Source organism: Arsenophonus sp. PmNCSU2021_1 (assembly GCF_036919435.1).
GTDB classification, from domain to species: Bacteria; Pseudomonadota; Gammaproteobacteria; order Enterobacterales; family Enterobacteriaceae; genus Arsenophonus; species Arsenophonus nilaparvatae.
This window is the reverse complement of the sequence record NZ_JAZHPL010000006.1, coordinates 844,259-859,378: the sequence shown is the minus strand read 5'-3', so window position 1 is coordinate 859,378 and position 15,120 is coordinate 844,259. Positions and strand designations below refer to the sequence as shown.

At 37.7% G+C, this 15,120-nt stretch carries 14 protein-coding genes and 7 pseudogenes; 2 read left to right on the top strand and 19 right to left on the bottom strand.

Annotated elements, in window-relative coordinates; all coding sequences use genetic code 11:
• The 5 genes and pseudogenes from V3224_RS17415 to V3224_RS17395 form a co-directional block, all read right to left on the bottom strand.
• Nucleotides 1–219, bottom strand: a pseudogene (locus tag V3224_RS17415) (3-octaprenyl-4-hydroxybenzoate decarboxylase); the annotation flags it as partial.
• Nucleotides 220–409: 190 nt separating this feature from the next.
• A complete protein-coding gene (locus V3224_RS17410) occupies nt 410–574 on the bottom strand; it encodes a UbiD family decarboxylase domain-containing protein (RefSeq protein ID WP_334472024.1) in 165 nt (54 codons plus the stop codon).
• Between the two features lie 232 nt (nt 575–806).
• The gene (locus V3224_RS17405; RefSeq protein WP_334472069.1) at nt 807–878 is read right to left on the bottom strand and encodes a hypothetical protein; all 72 of its coding nucleotides are present in this window, start codon (nt 876–878) and stop codon (nt 807–809) included.
• Nucleotides 879–1,044: 166 nt separating this feature from the next.
• Nucleotides 1,045–1,194: a hypothetical protein gene (locus V3224_RS17400; RefSeq protein WP_334472023.1), complete on the bottom strand. Its 150-nt coding sequence runs from the start codon at nt 1,192–1,194 to the stop codon at nt 1,045–1,047.
• Nucleotides 1,178–1,303, bottom strand: a complete 126-nt coding sequence (locus tag V3224_RS17395) for a hypothetical protein (RefSeq protein WP_334472068.1) — start codon at nt 1,301–1,303, stop codon at nt 1,178–1,180. Before V3224_RS17395 ends, V3224_RS17400 begins: the two co-directional genes overlap by 17 nt.
• Nucleotides 1,304–2,708: 1,405 nt before the next feature.
• On the opposite strand from V3224_RS17395, the gene V3224_RS17390 reads away from it, so the two are divergent.
• Nucleotides 2,709–2,879, top strand: coding sequence for a hypothetical protein (locus tag V3224_RS17390; RefSeq protein ID WP_334472022.1), 171 nt, complete (start codon nt 2,709–2,711; stop codon nt 2,877–2,879).
• A gap of 85 nt (nt 2,880–2,964) precedes the next feature.
• Here the strand turns inward: V3224_RS17390 and tatC are convergent.
• The 11 genes and pseudogenes from tatC to udp form a co-directional block, all read right to left on the bottom strand.
• Nucleotides 2,965–3,703, bottom strand: a pseudogene (gene tatC / locus V3224_RS17385) (twin-arginine translocase subunit TatC).
• A gap of 227 nt (nt 3,704–3,930) precedes the next feature.
• Nucleotides 3,931–4,250, bottom strand: a pseudogene (gene tatB / locus V3224_RS17375) (Sec-independent protein translocase protein TatB); the annotation flags it as partial.
• A gap of 71 nt (nt 4,251–4,321) precedes the next feature.
• Nucleotides 4,322–4,559 (bottom strand): annotated as a pseudogene (gene tatA, locus V3224_RS30140) (twin-arginine translocase TatA/TatE family subunit).
• Between the two features lie 111 nt (nt 4,560–4,670).
• Nucleotides 4,671–6,310: pseudogene (gene ubiB, locus V3224_RS17365) on the bottom strand (ubiquinone biosynthesis regulatory protein kinase UbiB).
• Entirely contained in the window at nt 6,291–6,431 is a 141-nt protein-coding gene (locus V3224_RS17360; protein ID WP_334472021.1) for a hypothetical protein, read from the bottom strand. The pseudogene ubiB and the gene V3224_RS17360 overlap by 20 nt, the downstream one beginning before the upstream one ends.
• A 10-nt stretch (nt 6,432–6,441) precedes the next feature.
• On the bottom strand, nt 6,442–6,951 hold the full coding sequence (locus V3224_RS17355) for a ubiquinone biosynthesis accessory factor UbiJ (protein WP_334472020.1): 510 nt from the start codon (nt 6,949–6,951) through the stop codon (nt 6,442–6,444).
• Between the two features lies 1 nt (nt 6,952).
• Entirely contained in the window at nt 6,953–7,702 is a 750-nt protein-coding gene (gene ubiE / locus V3224_RS17350) for a bifunctional demethylmenaquinone methyltransferase/2-methoxy-6-polyprenyl-1,4-benzoquinol methylase UbiE (RefSeq protein WP_334472067.1), read from the bottom strand.
• Nucleotides 7,703–7,797: 95 nt separating this feature from the next.
• The gene (gene rmuC, locus V3224_RS17345) at nt 7,798–9,135 is read right to left on the bottom strand and encodes a DNA recombination protein RmuC (protein ID WP_334472019.1); all 1,338 of its coding nucleotides are present in this window, start codon (nt 9,133–9,135) and stop codon (nt 7,798–7,800) included.
• A gap of 123 nt (nt 9,136–9,258) precedes the next feature.
• Entirely contained in the window at nt 9,259–9,789 is a 531-nt protein-coding gene (locus V3224_RS17340) for a DedA family protein (RefSeq protein ID WP_334472018.1), read from the bottom strand.
• Nucleotides 9,790–10,167: 378 nt separating this feature from the next.
• Entirely contained in the window at nt 10,168–10,368 is a 201-nt protein-coding gene (locus tag V3224_RS17335; RefSeq protein WP_442890607.1) for a hypothetical protein, read from the bottom strand.
• A gap of 180 nt (nt 10,369–10,548) precedes the next feature.
• Nucleotides 10,549–11,124, bottom strand: a pseudogene (gene udp / locus V3224_RS17330) (uridine phosphorylase); the annotation flags it as partial.
• A gap of 352 nt (nt 11,125–11,476) precedes the next feature.
• On the opposite strand from udp, the gene V3224_RS17325 reads away from it, so the two are divergent.
• Nucleotides 11,477–11,869, top strand: coding sequence for a YidB family protein (locus V3224_RS17325; RefSeq protein WP_334472017.1), 393 nt, complete (start codon nt 11,477–11,479; stop codon nt 11,867–11,869).
• Nucleotides 11,870–11,956: 87 nt separating this feature from the next.
• Here the strand turns inward: V3224_RS17325 and V3224_RS17320 are convergent, their stop codons facing one another.
• The 3 genes and pseudogenes from V3224_RS17320 to V3224_RS17310 all read right to left on the bottom strand — a co-directional run.
• Entirely contained in the window at nt 11,957–12,826 is an 870-nt protein-coding gene (locus V3224_RS17320; RefSeq protein ID WP_334472016.1) for a carboxylate/amino acid/amine transporter, read from the bottom strand.
• A gap of 18 nt (nt 12,827–12,844) precedes the next feature.
• A complete protein-coding gene (locus V3224_RS17315) occupies nt 12,845–14,473 on the bottom strand; it encodes a Na+/H+ antiporter (protein WP_334472015.1) in 1,629 nt (542 codons plus the stop codon).
• 33 nt (nt 14,474–14,506) lie between these two features.
• A pseudogene (locus V3224_RS17310) lies at nt 14,507–15,109 on the bottom strand (transposase); the annotation flags it as partial.
• Nucleotides 15,110–15,120: the final 11 nt, after the last annotated feature.

The following is a 15,120-nucleotide window of genomic DNA, read 5'->3' as shown; positions in this document are numbered from 1 at the left end:
GAGATAGGTGACGCAAAAATCAAGATAATCGATCGGGGGTATTTTTCCATCATAACGGTATCTCGTGCTGGATCCATTCTGGTTGTTATTGCCCCAGATAACATCATTCCAGTCACGTGCATTAATATCTTCATCACAGACAATGACAAAATTTTGTATACATAAATTGCCGTAAATAAGACCAAAACCCCCCATCATAACGCGCTTAGCATGCCCAGCATATTGTTTTCTTTATTGTTACCTACGGCAAGCCGATAAGAACAGCCCTCAGGGAGGTAAATAAAAAATCAACAATTTCTGGAAACTGTTTTTTGTAATATAGGGGACTAAAACCTCATTTAGTGCAGCACCCAAAAACCGCGGGCTCATCAGGGGGCCGGCCGGTGTAAGTTGAAATGATAAATAGGAATCACTTACGTTGAGTAATATGCGTAACGGTAAATACCGGAAATTTATCAACTTCATTATAATAACCAGTGTGATCACCATAAGGGGCCTTCCGGTGCAAATTCTTCAGGATCAATATAGCCTTCCATAATAATTTTCTGCACCCGCCGGTACCTCTCAAGCTCATTAGATATACATTTTACAACCGTTTGAACGGTGTCCGCGTAATAATCCCGCAAATGCATATTCGGAAAGCGTATCTGGAATAGGTGTCACCCGCGGCCTAGAATAGTAGCAGGATCAGCCCCTAAAGCTACTGCGACAGGAAAAGGTTTAGCGGGATATTTTATTACACCATTCTTGAAAATCCAATGCCCCCACCCCCGGTGAGATAAACCAACGCATAATCAAACTTATTTTTAGTTAATAATTGTTGCCGATAGATACCCTAGATTTTGCCGTGTCTTATGAGGCCCTCGAGTAACCGTCAATCCCCATGTTATAAGTGGTGCGACATCTTCTGGCCAACAAATGCATTATGGGAATACGAAATAGATCAACATCGTCACCTTGCCAAATCTGTTCTTGACCGGCCTGCCGACTTTAACCTTTTGGTTGGCATATTAAGAACTTGCTTAAATTTTGGTAACTTGTCGATTAAATCAGCGAATCCCTTAGGTGGATTCCGGTTTCTTTAAGAAACGCCAATAATTTGCCAACTTCATGCAATGCTTGGATATTTTCTTGCCCCATCCCCATCGCAAACGCGTTCAAACGGTCCCAAAACAAATTACACAGAACTGGCATAGAAAAAACCCTTTAGGGTTTTCAAATAACAGTGCAGGCCCCACCGGCCCGCAGAGTTTCTATCTGCTATTTCTGTCATTTCTAAATAAGGATCGACTTCATAGCTGATACGCTTCAGTTTCTTTTTTTTTGTTCTAATAATGATATGAAATCTCTCAGATCAGGGTATTTTCATTATATATTTTCTACTTTTTAATTTGCTGGAGCTTCATTATAAATTGTTCCATGCAGGTTACCAATAAAGGTTCAGTCCTGTTATTAGTGAATATTTTGAATTAATTACAATGCAATTAAATACATTGATAAGGAACCCATTTTTTTAATATTTTTTGTATCAAATTGCTCTGGAAAAATGTTGGTTTATTACTGAAAAATCTTAAATCCTTCATTTTTGCCACTAAAATAATGTATTTCATTATCTTTAATCTGTAAGCCACTACCTTCACGTAAGGCAATAACAATTTCATGGGGATTGATTCACACAAAACTCAGCAATACGATCATCTCGAATTTCTCCCATATGCCCACTAATATGACTATCAATATAGTGCGGATTAATTTGTATTGGAAAATAGCCCCCAAGGAAGGCATTACAACTACATTAGTTTACAGGCATATCATTGGTGGTTTCTTAATACTAAGGGAGTGGCGACATTGCATCCTGCACTCCAGCCAAATACTAGGGAAATAATTACGTTCAAAAAACAGCACGTTGAATGGCTACGATCAATCCATTTTCATGCAGGCATTTATTTAGCCACCAAGTATTTCCTCCACTAACTAAAATTACACTCCGCTGACTCAATCGCCTCTACAGGCGACTCAAAGTGTTCAATCGAAACCACTTCAATACCTAATGATTGACTAAGCCTCAGCCGCACGTTGATTATGATCACCGGCGTAAGACAGCATAAAGGAACTAATACTGCTTTGCGGATCTGACGACGTTTGAAACATCTCTTTTAAACGTGATGTTGCATAATTTAGCCATTGAGAATTCGTAGTTAATCCGACCATTGCTAAGAAGAAAAATATCCATCTATCCCTACCTTTTATTAGATCATCATATAAAACTATATTAATTGAATCATAAAGAATTAATCATGCCTGGTTCTGGGCGACATATCTTAATAATTTTATAATTTTGATATAATGATAAAGTGTAATTTTATTTTTGAGCCATAACATGGAAAATTGGTATCTTCTTTACTGTAAAACGCGGGCCAAATAGAGCGAGCAATAGAAAATCTAAAAAGACAGCATGTTATCTGCTTAACGCCAGAAGCTCAAATACAAAAAAATGGTGCGAAGCAAAACGGCATCACAATTACTGAAGCATTATTTCCAAACTAACCTTTTTCGTTAAATTTAATCCTGAAAGAAATCCATACCACAAACGATACGTTCAACTAGAGGGGGTTAGCCATTTTTATTCGATTTGGCCTCTATCCTGTGTTATCGCGTACCAGATAATATTTATTAATGAACTAAAATCCGCATCTAAACAAGAAATCGTGGCACCAAAGACGCCAGTATCAGGTGATACTATCATCATTACTGAAGGTATTTTTGAAGGCCTAAAAGCAATTTTATTCAGAAACCTGATGGTGAAAATCGTTCAGTTTATTCTTCTTAATATCCTTAATCAAAATGTAGCTAAGCTAATAGATAATAAAACAATTTAAGAAAAAGTGATTGATTGTAATTAAAAAAAATAGCGTTTTATTCTATTATTTCATTCGAATTTTTATCATCTGCTGCTTTGCCCTCTTACCAACATAAAAATCGTGACAACAACAAGCCCAATTCAAATGATAAATACATTGGTACCCGCCAATAGGGTCTGAGAAAAACACATCTGGTGGTGTCAAAAAACATACCTACAATAAAAGCACCCCACAATAATATAAGGACGCTTACGTTTTAAAGAATCGGGCGTAGTAACGCCTGTCCAGCAAAGTAGAATAATAGCAAACTGGAACTTCAAACGCCGCACCAAAAAGCCATAAAAAGTGTCATAACAAAGCTGAGATATTTACTAATATCAGGAATGAAATTCACACTTTCTGGGTGTGGTTTTTTACAAAAAAAACCAAATGCTAAAGGAAAAAACAACAAAATAGGCAAAAAAGCATCCCCAGGTAAAAAAGTACACTACTGGAGACCAGTAAAGGGCAACATCAAGCGCCGCTCATGCTTATAAAAGGGGCAGGAGCAATAAAAAGCCCATAACTGATATAAGATCAACTGGGAATAGAAATAAATACCGCCACCATAAACGTCAGTTTAATAGGGGGTAAAAAAAAGTTGATGCCACATCAGTCGCACTCATGCGAGAAACCGACGGGGAGCTGTTCAATCAAGGGTGCAGCAACCAAATGATAGATATCATTGGAAAAATAGACCAGAGCTAGAAAAAACCCACTGCAACTGTAAATAAGCTATAAAGAATACGTCTACGTAATTCAATTAAATGGCTAATAAGTGGTTGAGGATCATCGATAGACATAGACTAATTTTCACCGTTAGTTTGATCAGAGCGCTTTTTTACTTTCTCTGGTGGAGATTTGAGCGTATTTTTACTTTTAGTAGGACTATCTGACGCGGGTTACCAGCTGATCAGTCTGTGCTGGCTGAGATTGTTTTATTGGTTGTTATCGGTATTTCTTCATCTATTTTAGTTGTGCTATTTTCATCAAGATCGCTAGTAAATGCTTTTACTTTAGCCAATTCTTCTTCGATACGACTGTTCGATGATTGATAATTTTTCTTTAATAGCTCCGTAGATTCTCTCAATTCTTTCATCGATTGTTTTAAGTTCCGGTGAAAGGGTCTGTAATTGTGCTTTTTTCTTCTGCCTTTCCTCAAGGTTTCCCTGCAATTCCTGCAATTTTTAACTCTTGTGAGAGTTCATGCTGAACGTTAGCAACCAATGAACGCAACACACGTATCCAACCGGTAACCGTTTTGACGGCTATCGGCAAACGCTCCGGACCAAGAACCACTAGGCCAATAATCATAACCAATAACAGTTCACTAAAACCAATATCAAGCACGGTTTTATACCCTACTCTTTATTTTTTTTTACTTTCAGCCGTTTCTTTTGTCCTGACTCGTCGTTGTTTTCTCAGTAATATTTTTTGGGTTCAAAATCAGCATCAGTATGCTGTTTTTCTGCTTTGTTACTATCATCAGTTTTTACTGTGATCATCACTCATCGCTTTTTTGAAGTTTTTCAATGACTCCCCCAAATCTGAGCCGAGTGAGCGTAACTTCTTAGTACCAAAAATTAAAACAACCAGTAAAGCAATAATAAGAAGCTGACCGGGACTACCAAATGTAGCCATAGCAATTGTTGTTCCCATTGATATATACCTCTACGAAATTAGGTTCAACTATGTATAACCATATTATATACAACTAACTTTATCTAAGAAACATGCAGAGCCTAAGATAAATATGTTTAAAGACAAACTTTAGCCAATTTTACCTGTTCGATACCATCCTATAGCCCATGAAATTATACCGAAACATATAAACCCAATAGCAGCAATTTTTGAATCGAAAATCTGCAATAAAGTACCACATAACAAGCAAGTTGCTCCAATTCCTAGTAAATATTGTCCCTTGTCTTTGCTTTACTTGTCGCCCTTGTAGCTGGACTGCGAATTTATCGATACTATCTTGTAAATATTTATGCTGCTTAAGCGCTCCGTAAATAAGATCGGGAATTTCTGGCATTTTTTTCTGCCCAATAAGGTGCTTTTTCCTTAAACGCACTAATAATCGCGGCTAAACCCATTTGTCGATGTAGCCAATCTTCAAGAAAAGGTTTAGCTGTTTTCCACAAATCTAGTTGAGGATAAAGCTGCCTTCCCAATCCTTCAATATAGAGCAAAGTCTTTTGAAGTAATACTAACTGAGGCTGAACCTCCATATTAAAACGACGGGCGGTATTGAATAAATTAAATAAAACATGACCAAAAGAAATTTCAGCTAGCGGTTTCTCAAAAATTGGCTCACAAACGGTTCGAATGGCAAATTCAAAATCTTCTACATTAGTATCTGCTGGTACCCATCCCGAATCAACATGTAATTCAGCTACCTTACGGTAATCACGATTAAAAAAGGCGATAAAATTTTCTGCCAAATAACGTTTATCTTCTTTATTCAGCGAACCGACGATACCACAATCAATACCAATATATTGCGGATCTTCAGGATGTTCTCGACTAATAAAAATATTACCAGGATGCATATCAGCATGAAAAAAGCTATCGCGAAAAACTTGGGTAAAAAAGACTTTTACTCCGCATTCAGCTAATAACTTCATATTAATTCCCTGTTTCTTTAACGCGTTAATATCAGAAACTGGAATACCATAAATACGCTCCATAACCATCACATTTTCCCGACAGTAGTCTGAATAGACTTCAGGAATATAAAGCATGGAGCTATTTTCAAAATTACGCCTTAATTGGAGAGTATTCGCCGCCTCACGCAACAAATTTAATTCATCAATTAATGTTTTTTCATACTCTCGAACAACTTCTCGTGGACGTAAACGTCGTCCATCCGGGAAAAGAGGGAGCCAATTAGCCAGCCGATACATCAAGCCTATATCGGCTTTAATAACCGGCAATATATCTGGGCGAATAACCTTAATTACAATTTGTTTATTATTTTGTTTTAATTTTGCAGTATGTACTTGAGCAATCGATGCCGAGGCTAAGGGCACCTCATCAAAATCATCAAACCAGGTTTCAAGTGAACCACCTAATGACTGTTCTATATGTTGGCGAGCCAATCGGCCATCAAAACTAGCCACTTTATCTTGTAATAATGCTAACTGATCAGAAATTATCGTTGGAAAAAGATCGCGACGAGTAGATAACATCTGACCAAACTTAATCCAAACCGGACCTAAATCCTGTAGAGCTAAACGTAAACGTTCACCAAGGGGTTTGTCTTTATGCTTATTTGATAACCAAAAAAAACAACGGCGTCCAATCCTTAAGGGTAAAGTAAATTTAATTTTGGGAATGAGTTCATCTAAACCATAATTTAGAAATACTCGAACGATAAAATAGAGACGTTTAATTTCTCCTGGTCTCATATTTTTCCTCCAATTTAGCTAAACGTTGTTCCAGTGCTGAAATATCTGCCACCACCTTCTCAACCTTATCAGCAAAACTTAGCACTTCCAATGTATTAGGAGACATTCGCCATTCTTCCACCAATACATTTTTAAACTGTTTTTTTTTGTTGCTTTAGCAACCCATTTATTCCAACTATACCTTTTTTAACCCAACAACTCACCCCTTCGGCAACAACATCACCGACATAAGGAGCAAGATAATGAGCAGGATCCCATTCAGTCGCATCTAGTAATGCAAACCAATGCTGCACAACTTGCATATCACCCTCTATAACAACCCTACCGTCGTTGATCAGAGTCGAAAGTTGCTGTTTATCTTTAAGATGCCTCAAGGTCACTAACGCGGTTTTTATCACGCAATCTGCCGGTGTTGGCCACTGGTTTACTACATCAACTCGTTGCTCAGAGAACATAAATATCAATGGTTGAGATAATTCTTTTAAATTAATCGCCAACACTTTGCCAACCAACCTTACTCTGGCTGATTTCAACGCCACTTCCTGATAAAAAAATCTATTCAACATAAGCTGTAAAAAGGAAGCAATTCCGGCATGTAATAGCGGGATTTTTGAATAGCTTCTGGTTGACGGGGTATCCATCTTAAAATTTGAACCCTCTGTGTAGGGCCACAATTCCACCACTCATATTGGTATAAGAAACTTGTTCAAAACCGACTAACTCCATCATTGCTTTTAAAGTATCCTGATCCGGATGCATGCGAATAGATTCAGCCAGATAGCGATAGCTATCAGCATCTTTGACTATCATTTGACCAACTCGTGGTAAAATATGAAAAGAGTAAGCATCATAAGCTTTAGTTAATGCTGAAAAAATCGGTTTTGAAAATTCTAATACTAATAAACGACCACCAGGTTTTAACACCCTAAACATTGATTTAAGCGCTTTATCTTTATCAGTAACGTTGCGCAGGCCAAAAGAAATACTTATACAATCGAAGTAGTTATCAGGAAAAGGTAGTTCTTCAGCATTAGCCTGAACATAATTAACATTACCAACAATACCGCGATCGCGGAGCTTTTCGCGCCCCATTTTCAGCATAGAATCGTTGATATCAGCCAGAATAACCTCACCTTTTTCGCCAACTATTTTGGCAAATTTAGCGGTCAAGTCTCCAGTGCCACCAGCGAGATCTAAAATATGTTGCCCACGGCGTGCACCACTGGCTTCTATCGTAAAACGTTTCCAGATTCGATGGATCCCTAATGACATCAGATCGTTCATAAGATCATATTTGGCAGCCACCGAATGAAAAACAGCAGCAACCATATCCGCTTTCTCATCCTTGGCTACTTTGCGAAAGCCAAAATAAGTGCTTTCTTTAATTGGAATCTACCATAATTTGCGCTCATTTAATCATTATAATAATCGAAATTGTAATCATGTTTATTGTAAGATCTTATTTACGATCTAACGATTCTTCTTAATTATGATTTAGCAGTCTGTTTGCTAAATTCAATATCAATCGGGCGTTTAACTTCTATTCCTAATTCTTTTAAACTTTCCGCCTGGCTAATCAAATTACCTTTTCCTTCCGCTAATTTTTTGATCGCTGATTGATAATTCACCTGTGCTTTGTTCAAGCTCTGACCTAACACCTGTATATCATCGACAAATAACCGCATTTTGTCATACATTCTAGCAGCACGCTCGGCAATTACTTGTGCATTTTGACTCTGTCGTTCATAACGCCACAAATTATTAATTGTACGAACTGCCACCAATAAAGTTGAAGGACAAACGAGTAAAATATTATTCCTCAAACCTTCGTCAATAAGTTCAGGCGCTTCGCGTAAAGCAATCAAATAAGCCGGTTCGAGTGGAATAAACATTAATACATAATCCAGCGATCTTAACCCATTTAATTGATGATAATCTTTTCGGCCAAGTTCTTTTATATGATTGCGTACTGAATTAACATGCCCTCGTAATGCCGTTGCCCGCTGTTGCTCACCTTCGCTATTAAAATAGTGTTCATAAGCTGTCAATGACATTTTGGCGTCAATAACAACATCTTTACCTTGCGGTAGACGAATAATCACATCAGGTTGATAACGACTATTGGAGGTATTAATACTGACTTGAGTTTCAAATTCATGCCCCTGCCTTAGCCCAGAAGCTTCCAATATGCGAGAGAGAATTGTCTCACCCCAATTTCCCTGAATTTTATTATCCCCTTTTAACGCTTTAGTCAGATTAATCGTTTCTTTTGCCATCTCTGCATTTAATTGCTGAAGCTGACGAATTTCATGAGCTAGAGTATGGCGCTCACGCGCTTCCTGGCTAAAACTGTCATGTACCTGACGGCGAAAACCATCTAGTTGTTCGCGGAAAGGGGTTAACAGTGCAACTAAACTTTGACGGTTCTGCTCAGAAGCTCGACGTTCATTTTGTTCAAAAATACGATTGGCTAAATTCTCAAATTGAACATTTAACCGCTGTTCAGTATTGAGTAACAGCCGCTGTTTCTCTTCAAAAGCCAGCCGTGTCTCTTCAAGCCGTGTCATGACTTCACGTAGTTCAACTTCTTGATTACGATTAATTTCCCTTTGTGACCTTAATTCTTGATCACGGTGCTCACACTCAATTTTCCAATATTTAAGATGGGTGATTTTTTCCTCATAGCTAGCTTGGATACTGTAAAAATCTCGCAATTCAGACTCTTTTTTATTCATTTTTTGCGCGATAATTAGCCAAATCAAACTACCACCGAAGAGTGTGCCGGTAAGAAAGCCAATAATTGCATATAATAACTGAATATCCACCTTGGTTTCCTTAAAATAGTCTTTATTTTATAAAGTAACTTAGTGGTATACTGTATAAATGTCCAGAATAAATTTTGCTTATTTTGGTCAACAAATAGCACAGGATGAAATTTAACGGCTATTTTACCCCATCCACTGAGCAAGCCAAGATAAACCAAATGCCCCTGGCGCTAAAATAGCAAATGCCCAGACCATAGCAGAAAGTAAATTAGCGAGTTGAAAATAATGTTTAGGCATAGCACAGATGCCCGCTACCAAGGGAATTACTGCCCTTAAGGGACCAAAAAAACGGCCGATAAAAACACTCCATACTCCCCAACGTTCAAAAAAAAGATGACCTCGATCGAGCATTTCAGGACGACGGGAAATTGGCCACATATGGCGTACACTGTTCTTATAATGAAAGCCAAACCAATAAGATAACCAATCGCCCAAAAAAGCACCACAGGCAGCAGCTAACCATATTGGTAAAAAAGTGAGCCCATTATCACCAATTAATGCGCCTAAACCAAGCAAAATCACTGTCGCAGGGAGTAATAATGAAATGAAGGCTAACGATTCGCCAAAAGCTAATATAAAAACAATAAAGATAGCTAATATTTGATGGTCGCGAGCAAATTCGGTAATAACATTAATAATCTCTGACAATGTCAATTTATTATTCCTATTTCAGTTAAACATTCGTTATTATGCAGCCAATGATGTAAATTATTGTCAGATTAAAATATAATAATGCGGCAAATTTAACTTACAAAATGTTAAATTTAAGTTATTTTATTCTATGCTATTATCCGGCTATTAACATTCATTAGTTTACTAAAAAATACCAAATAACAAAAATTATCCGTTAATTTATCAAAATAAAAATTACTAAATACATTCGATAAAAAAATAAAACGAGAATTACTTAAGACAAATAAAAACAGCGATTAAATAAAAAAGATATAAAAAATAAATTTATCTCTATTTTCATAAAAATAACAATTAGTTATCCTCGTTTTATCGAAAAATTAGCCAAACCTGCAGAACTTTTTAATTTAATAACCGGCGAGCAGCATCAACCACGATCCCTAAAACATTCCCTTCTGTTTGACGTAATAATGTTTCATCTGGTGTTTCTTGTTGTGTACGGTTAACAATCACGCCAGCAATCATACCTGCTGATAATCCCTGGCTTGCACACATAGTAAGTAAGGTGGCCGACTCCATTTCATAATTACACGAGTTTCGCACGGGCATATAAAATTCTAGAAATGGCTTCAGAACAATAATTAATCTGTAACTTGCTAAGACGTATAAATTTACTTAAATTACAATAAGTTATTTTTAATTTATGAGATTTTTTCTATTTATATATTATGCTGAATTAAACTTAAAAATAGAGCGTTTTTTTTATTGGTGCGAAACTCGTGAATTAATCACTCCCATCTTTTGCCACTCTTCCATCGATCCGCGAAAACGACGAACAACGCGCCCACTATAGGTATCATAACGTTCCTGACCAGGATAAAAAGTATCCGAAGACACAGTAATACCAACATGGGTTGTGCTCCCTGCTGCTTTAGCTGCATCATAAAGCGCATTGGTACAGTTAAAATCAGCTACCGCAGGATATTCTAAAGGCGCAAAATGTAAGCTAGCACCATCTAGACGTACTGCGCCAGTAGTAATAAGTACATCACCGACATTGATATTTTTTTGAATTGCACCGGTAGTACCGATACGAAGAAAAGTACGTATGCCTAATTGTGCTAATTCTTCAACGGCAATAGAAGTCGAGGGGCCACCAATACCGGTTGAACAAATAATAATCGACTTACCATTAAATTCAGCACGCCATGAGGTAAATTCACGTAACGAAGCCAGATATACCGGGTTATCCATTAATTTGGCAATTTTTTCTACCCGATTTGGATCGCCAGGCACAATAGCAAGCGTTGCACCTTGTAAGTCATTTTTAGTTAATCCCAAGTGAAAAACATCAGACATAATTACACCATACTGTATTTTTAATTTATTTAATCCATTAATTTAATAATAAAATGATAACCTTTTAATGATAGGGATCATTTAAAGCAATAATGAAAAGCTGCTTTTACACAAAAATATGATCAAATTATTTATGCTAGCTTGATCATATCGTATTTTTAATAAATAAAAATCACTTGATTAATTAAAAGGATCCGGTAAATCTTTTAAGGCTTTTATTGTATTTTTAGCTTATCACTCACTATTATTAACGTATGACTAGCAAAGATTTTAATAATTTCTAACCTTGTAGAATTTAAAGGTTGGAAGATACCAATCGTTTAACCAATTTTGATGTTGCAAGGGGGTTATCATGGGATTTTTAGATCAACTTACCCATATGGTTGGTGGTGAAAAATTTAATCAATATAAAAATATTTTAAGCTGGATTGAAACACAAGGTGGCATTCGGGGCTTAATTAATAAATTTGAGCAACAAGGATTTGGAGGAATTATCCAATCCTGGATAGGCTCAGGGGAGAACTTACCCGTAAGTATGGAGCAAATTAGCTCAATATTTGGTACAAGTAATATTTCTGCCTTAGCCAGTAAAGTCGGTTTAAACTCAGAACAAACGTCTTCCTTAATCGCAGAGTATTTACCTAAATTAGTTAATACAGCAACCCCAGATGGTAAAATACCGGAAAAATTAGATTTAACGTCGATTGGTCTTAAACTACTAAAAGATAAATTTTTTGGTAGCTAATCATTATTGCCCATCCCTGTTACGATGGGCAAATTTCGTTTAATTAGCGGCGACCATTTCCGTCACTCTGGATCCAATTGTTGGCGTTCAATCTATCTTGCTTAAAGTTGATCGATAGAGCCAATGCCGATGTACCCAAAGAGATAACAACAGTAGACTGCTACCTAAAATAAAGCTAAGCCAATCGGGATGCTGTTGCCAGACAACAAAATTGACCAATAATCCGGCTGGTACCAACATATTATTCATGATGGCCAACGTACCAGCATCTACCTGCGTCGCGCCATAATTCCACATAAAGTAGCCAATACCAGAAGCGCCCACTCCCAACCAAATTAAAACACCCCACTGTATTTTTGTGGTGGGTAATTTACTAACATCACCAAATATCATCCAACCGAATAGTGCTATAGTACAGGCTCCGATATAGAACCAAGAAAAGGCTTGCCCCTGTGGAATAGGATAAATTTCCATCATTCTTTTGTAACCAACTTGGCCAATCGCAAAGGAAATATTCGCCAATTGCACATAAAGTAAACCTAGCCAAAAAGATCCGCTCAAATGATCATAACGAATGATAGCAGCTCCAATCACTGCCAGCATTGCACTCAACAAATATCCCCAGCGTAGATGCTGCCTTTCCAATAGATCATAAAATAACGTTATATAAAGCGGGGTTAACACTGTGAAGAGTAAAAATTCAACGACGCTAAGATAATTATATGCTTGAAAAACAAATAGATACATGATACCTAACTGAAAAGCACCGACTAGCATATAAAGTAAAATAATTTTCAACGACAATCCACGCCAGCGTAGAAAAGGTAAAAAAACCATTGTCGCCAGAGCAACCCGGACTAAAACAGCAAACCAACTATCAACTTGGCCTGCTAAATATTCGCCGATTAAACTAAAAGACGCTGCCCACAGCAGCGTCGTAATAACTAACAATTCCATGGTCTGTCTCTTAGTAGATTAATGCTCTTTATCAATCAACAAAGCTTCCATCAAATCAAGATCTAATAATAGTGTTCGCATGGTTTCATTACTGATCTCTTTCGTTGCACGTAAGTGATATAACTCTGCCCGCTCGGCTCGTAACGACGTTAAACGAAAACGACGCTCTAAATCTTCTATTAACAAATTATGCTCCATTTCATCCTGACCGTCGGTTCTACGACGCAGATAACCAGTAACACGGGAAGCAACTTCATTAATAACGTCAGGATCTAGCGCTTCTTGAGCATCGGCCGAAAGGCGCTCTTCCATTTTATTTAAGCTGACAATAGCCACTTCCGCCATCGCCGCTTTTGCCATTCGCATCTCATTAATATCTGCCAGTTTGTCACCCACTTTAAAGTTATGCAATAAAAGCGGCAAAGCAAGCACGCCAATAAAAATCGATAGCATAATAACCCCAGCGGCAATAAAAACTAACTGATAGCGAGCGGGAAAAGGGGTACCATCGGTAAGAAATAGCGGTATGGAAAGGACATCTACCAAGGTGATTGCTCCACGTACTTCAGCAAATGATGCCAACCACAATTCACGATAAGTATAAGAAGCAAATTGCAACGGCCGTTTTTTTAATAACAACCGACTAAATCGCTTCATCAACCATAACCAACTAAACCTTAACAATAATAAAGCGGTATAAATAATGAAAACGGCGACAAATAGCATCCAAGTTTCAACACTAGGATCAAGCTCAGCTTGAATAACAGAGGTTTCCCAGATACCTGGTAACTGTAAGCCAAGCATGATAAAAACTAAGCCATTAAAAACAAACTCCAGCATCGACCAAACATTATCCGATCTTAACCGCATGGCTAGTGGTGCATTGCGAATGACCCCAGCTTTACTGATGGTCATGCCCGAAGCAACAGCCGATAAAATACCAGAAAAACCAATATGTTCAGCAATAAGATATGAGGCAAAAGGTAATAATAACATTAAGATCATCTGGGTTGCCGGATCATCACCACTCCAGCGACTTATAATGCGCAGTGATTTGCTATAAATCCAAGTCACTGCAATACCTATCAATAAACCACCGACAGCAACTTTAAAAAATTCAAGGGTGACACCAGATACAGTAAAGATCATAGTTCCCATAGCAATGGCGACAGCAAATTTTAGTGCCACTAAGCCGGAGGCATCATTCATCAGTGCTTCACCCTCTAACACACTCATCATCCGCTTCAGTATTCGACCTCGACCGACAATTGAGGAGAGTGCCACCGCATCAGTAGGGGAAAGAACTGCCTCCAATGCAAAAGCCGCAATAAGCGGGATACCTGGTAACAGCCAATAGATCACGTAACCTATTCCAACTACCGTTACCAATACTAAGCCTAAAACTAGGATAAAAAATTCACGTGTTGGAGTTTTCCAACCATCAACAAATAATAGCGGCGGGATCAACAGAACCAGAAAAAGCTCTGGATCAAAATCAACATGTAAACCAAAATGCGGCCACGCTAACAATGCTCCTATCGCAATTTGCATAATGGGCAACGGTATACGAAACGGAATAACTTTTGTAATAACGCCAGATACTGAAACCACCAAAATCAAAATGAGGATGGTAAAAAATATTTCCATATTATCCTTACTTATCACGAGTTTCGCACAAAACTAATTTGGGTACGCTAATAAAACACGGATTTGCTCAGTAATAGCACTTTTGATTACGTCCCAATTTTGTTGATAAAGGGTTATTTTTTCAGATATACGACGTTTATGTTGTTCAAACCACGCAGAAATAGCGAGAAAAATATGATTTCTTTGCGCTCGGCTCGTGCGAGCCTGACAGCGTTCAATACCACAGTTTTGTTTAACTTCTCGATGATAAACTTCAACAGACCAACGGGCATCCATGATAGATTTGAGGTATTGACGGGTGGGATTCTCTTTGTTTGTTACTATGTAATCAATACGGCCGTTTTTGGCTGTAAATTTGAAAACGGTTACCCAACCATATCCTCGCAAGTGTATTGACGTTCCTTCTTCTGAGATGTCTAACTTGTTCAGTTGTTTGTTATGGTTAACAATCCTATTTTTCCTCAGCGTGTTTACCCAGATCCAACCATGAAAGCGAATTGATTTCAGGTTATCCAGGCTAGAATACCAAGCATCCATCACTACGGCTTCTGGCATGATCCCTCTTTTTTTAGCAAGAGTGAGCATTTCGGAAAAGTGCGTGTTTTTTGTTTTTCCATCAGAATCTTTATCATAAATAACCTGAGTTC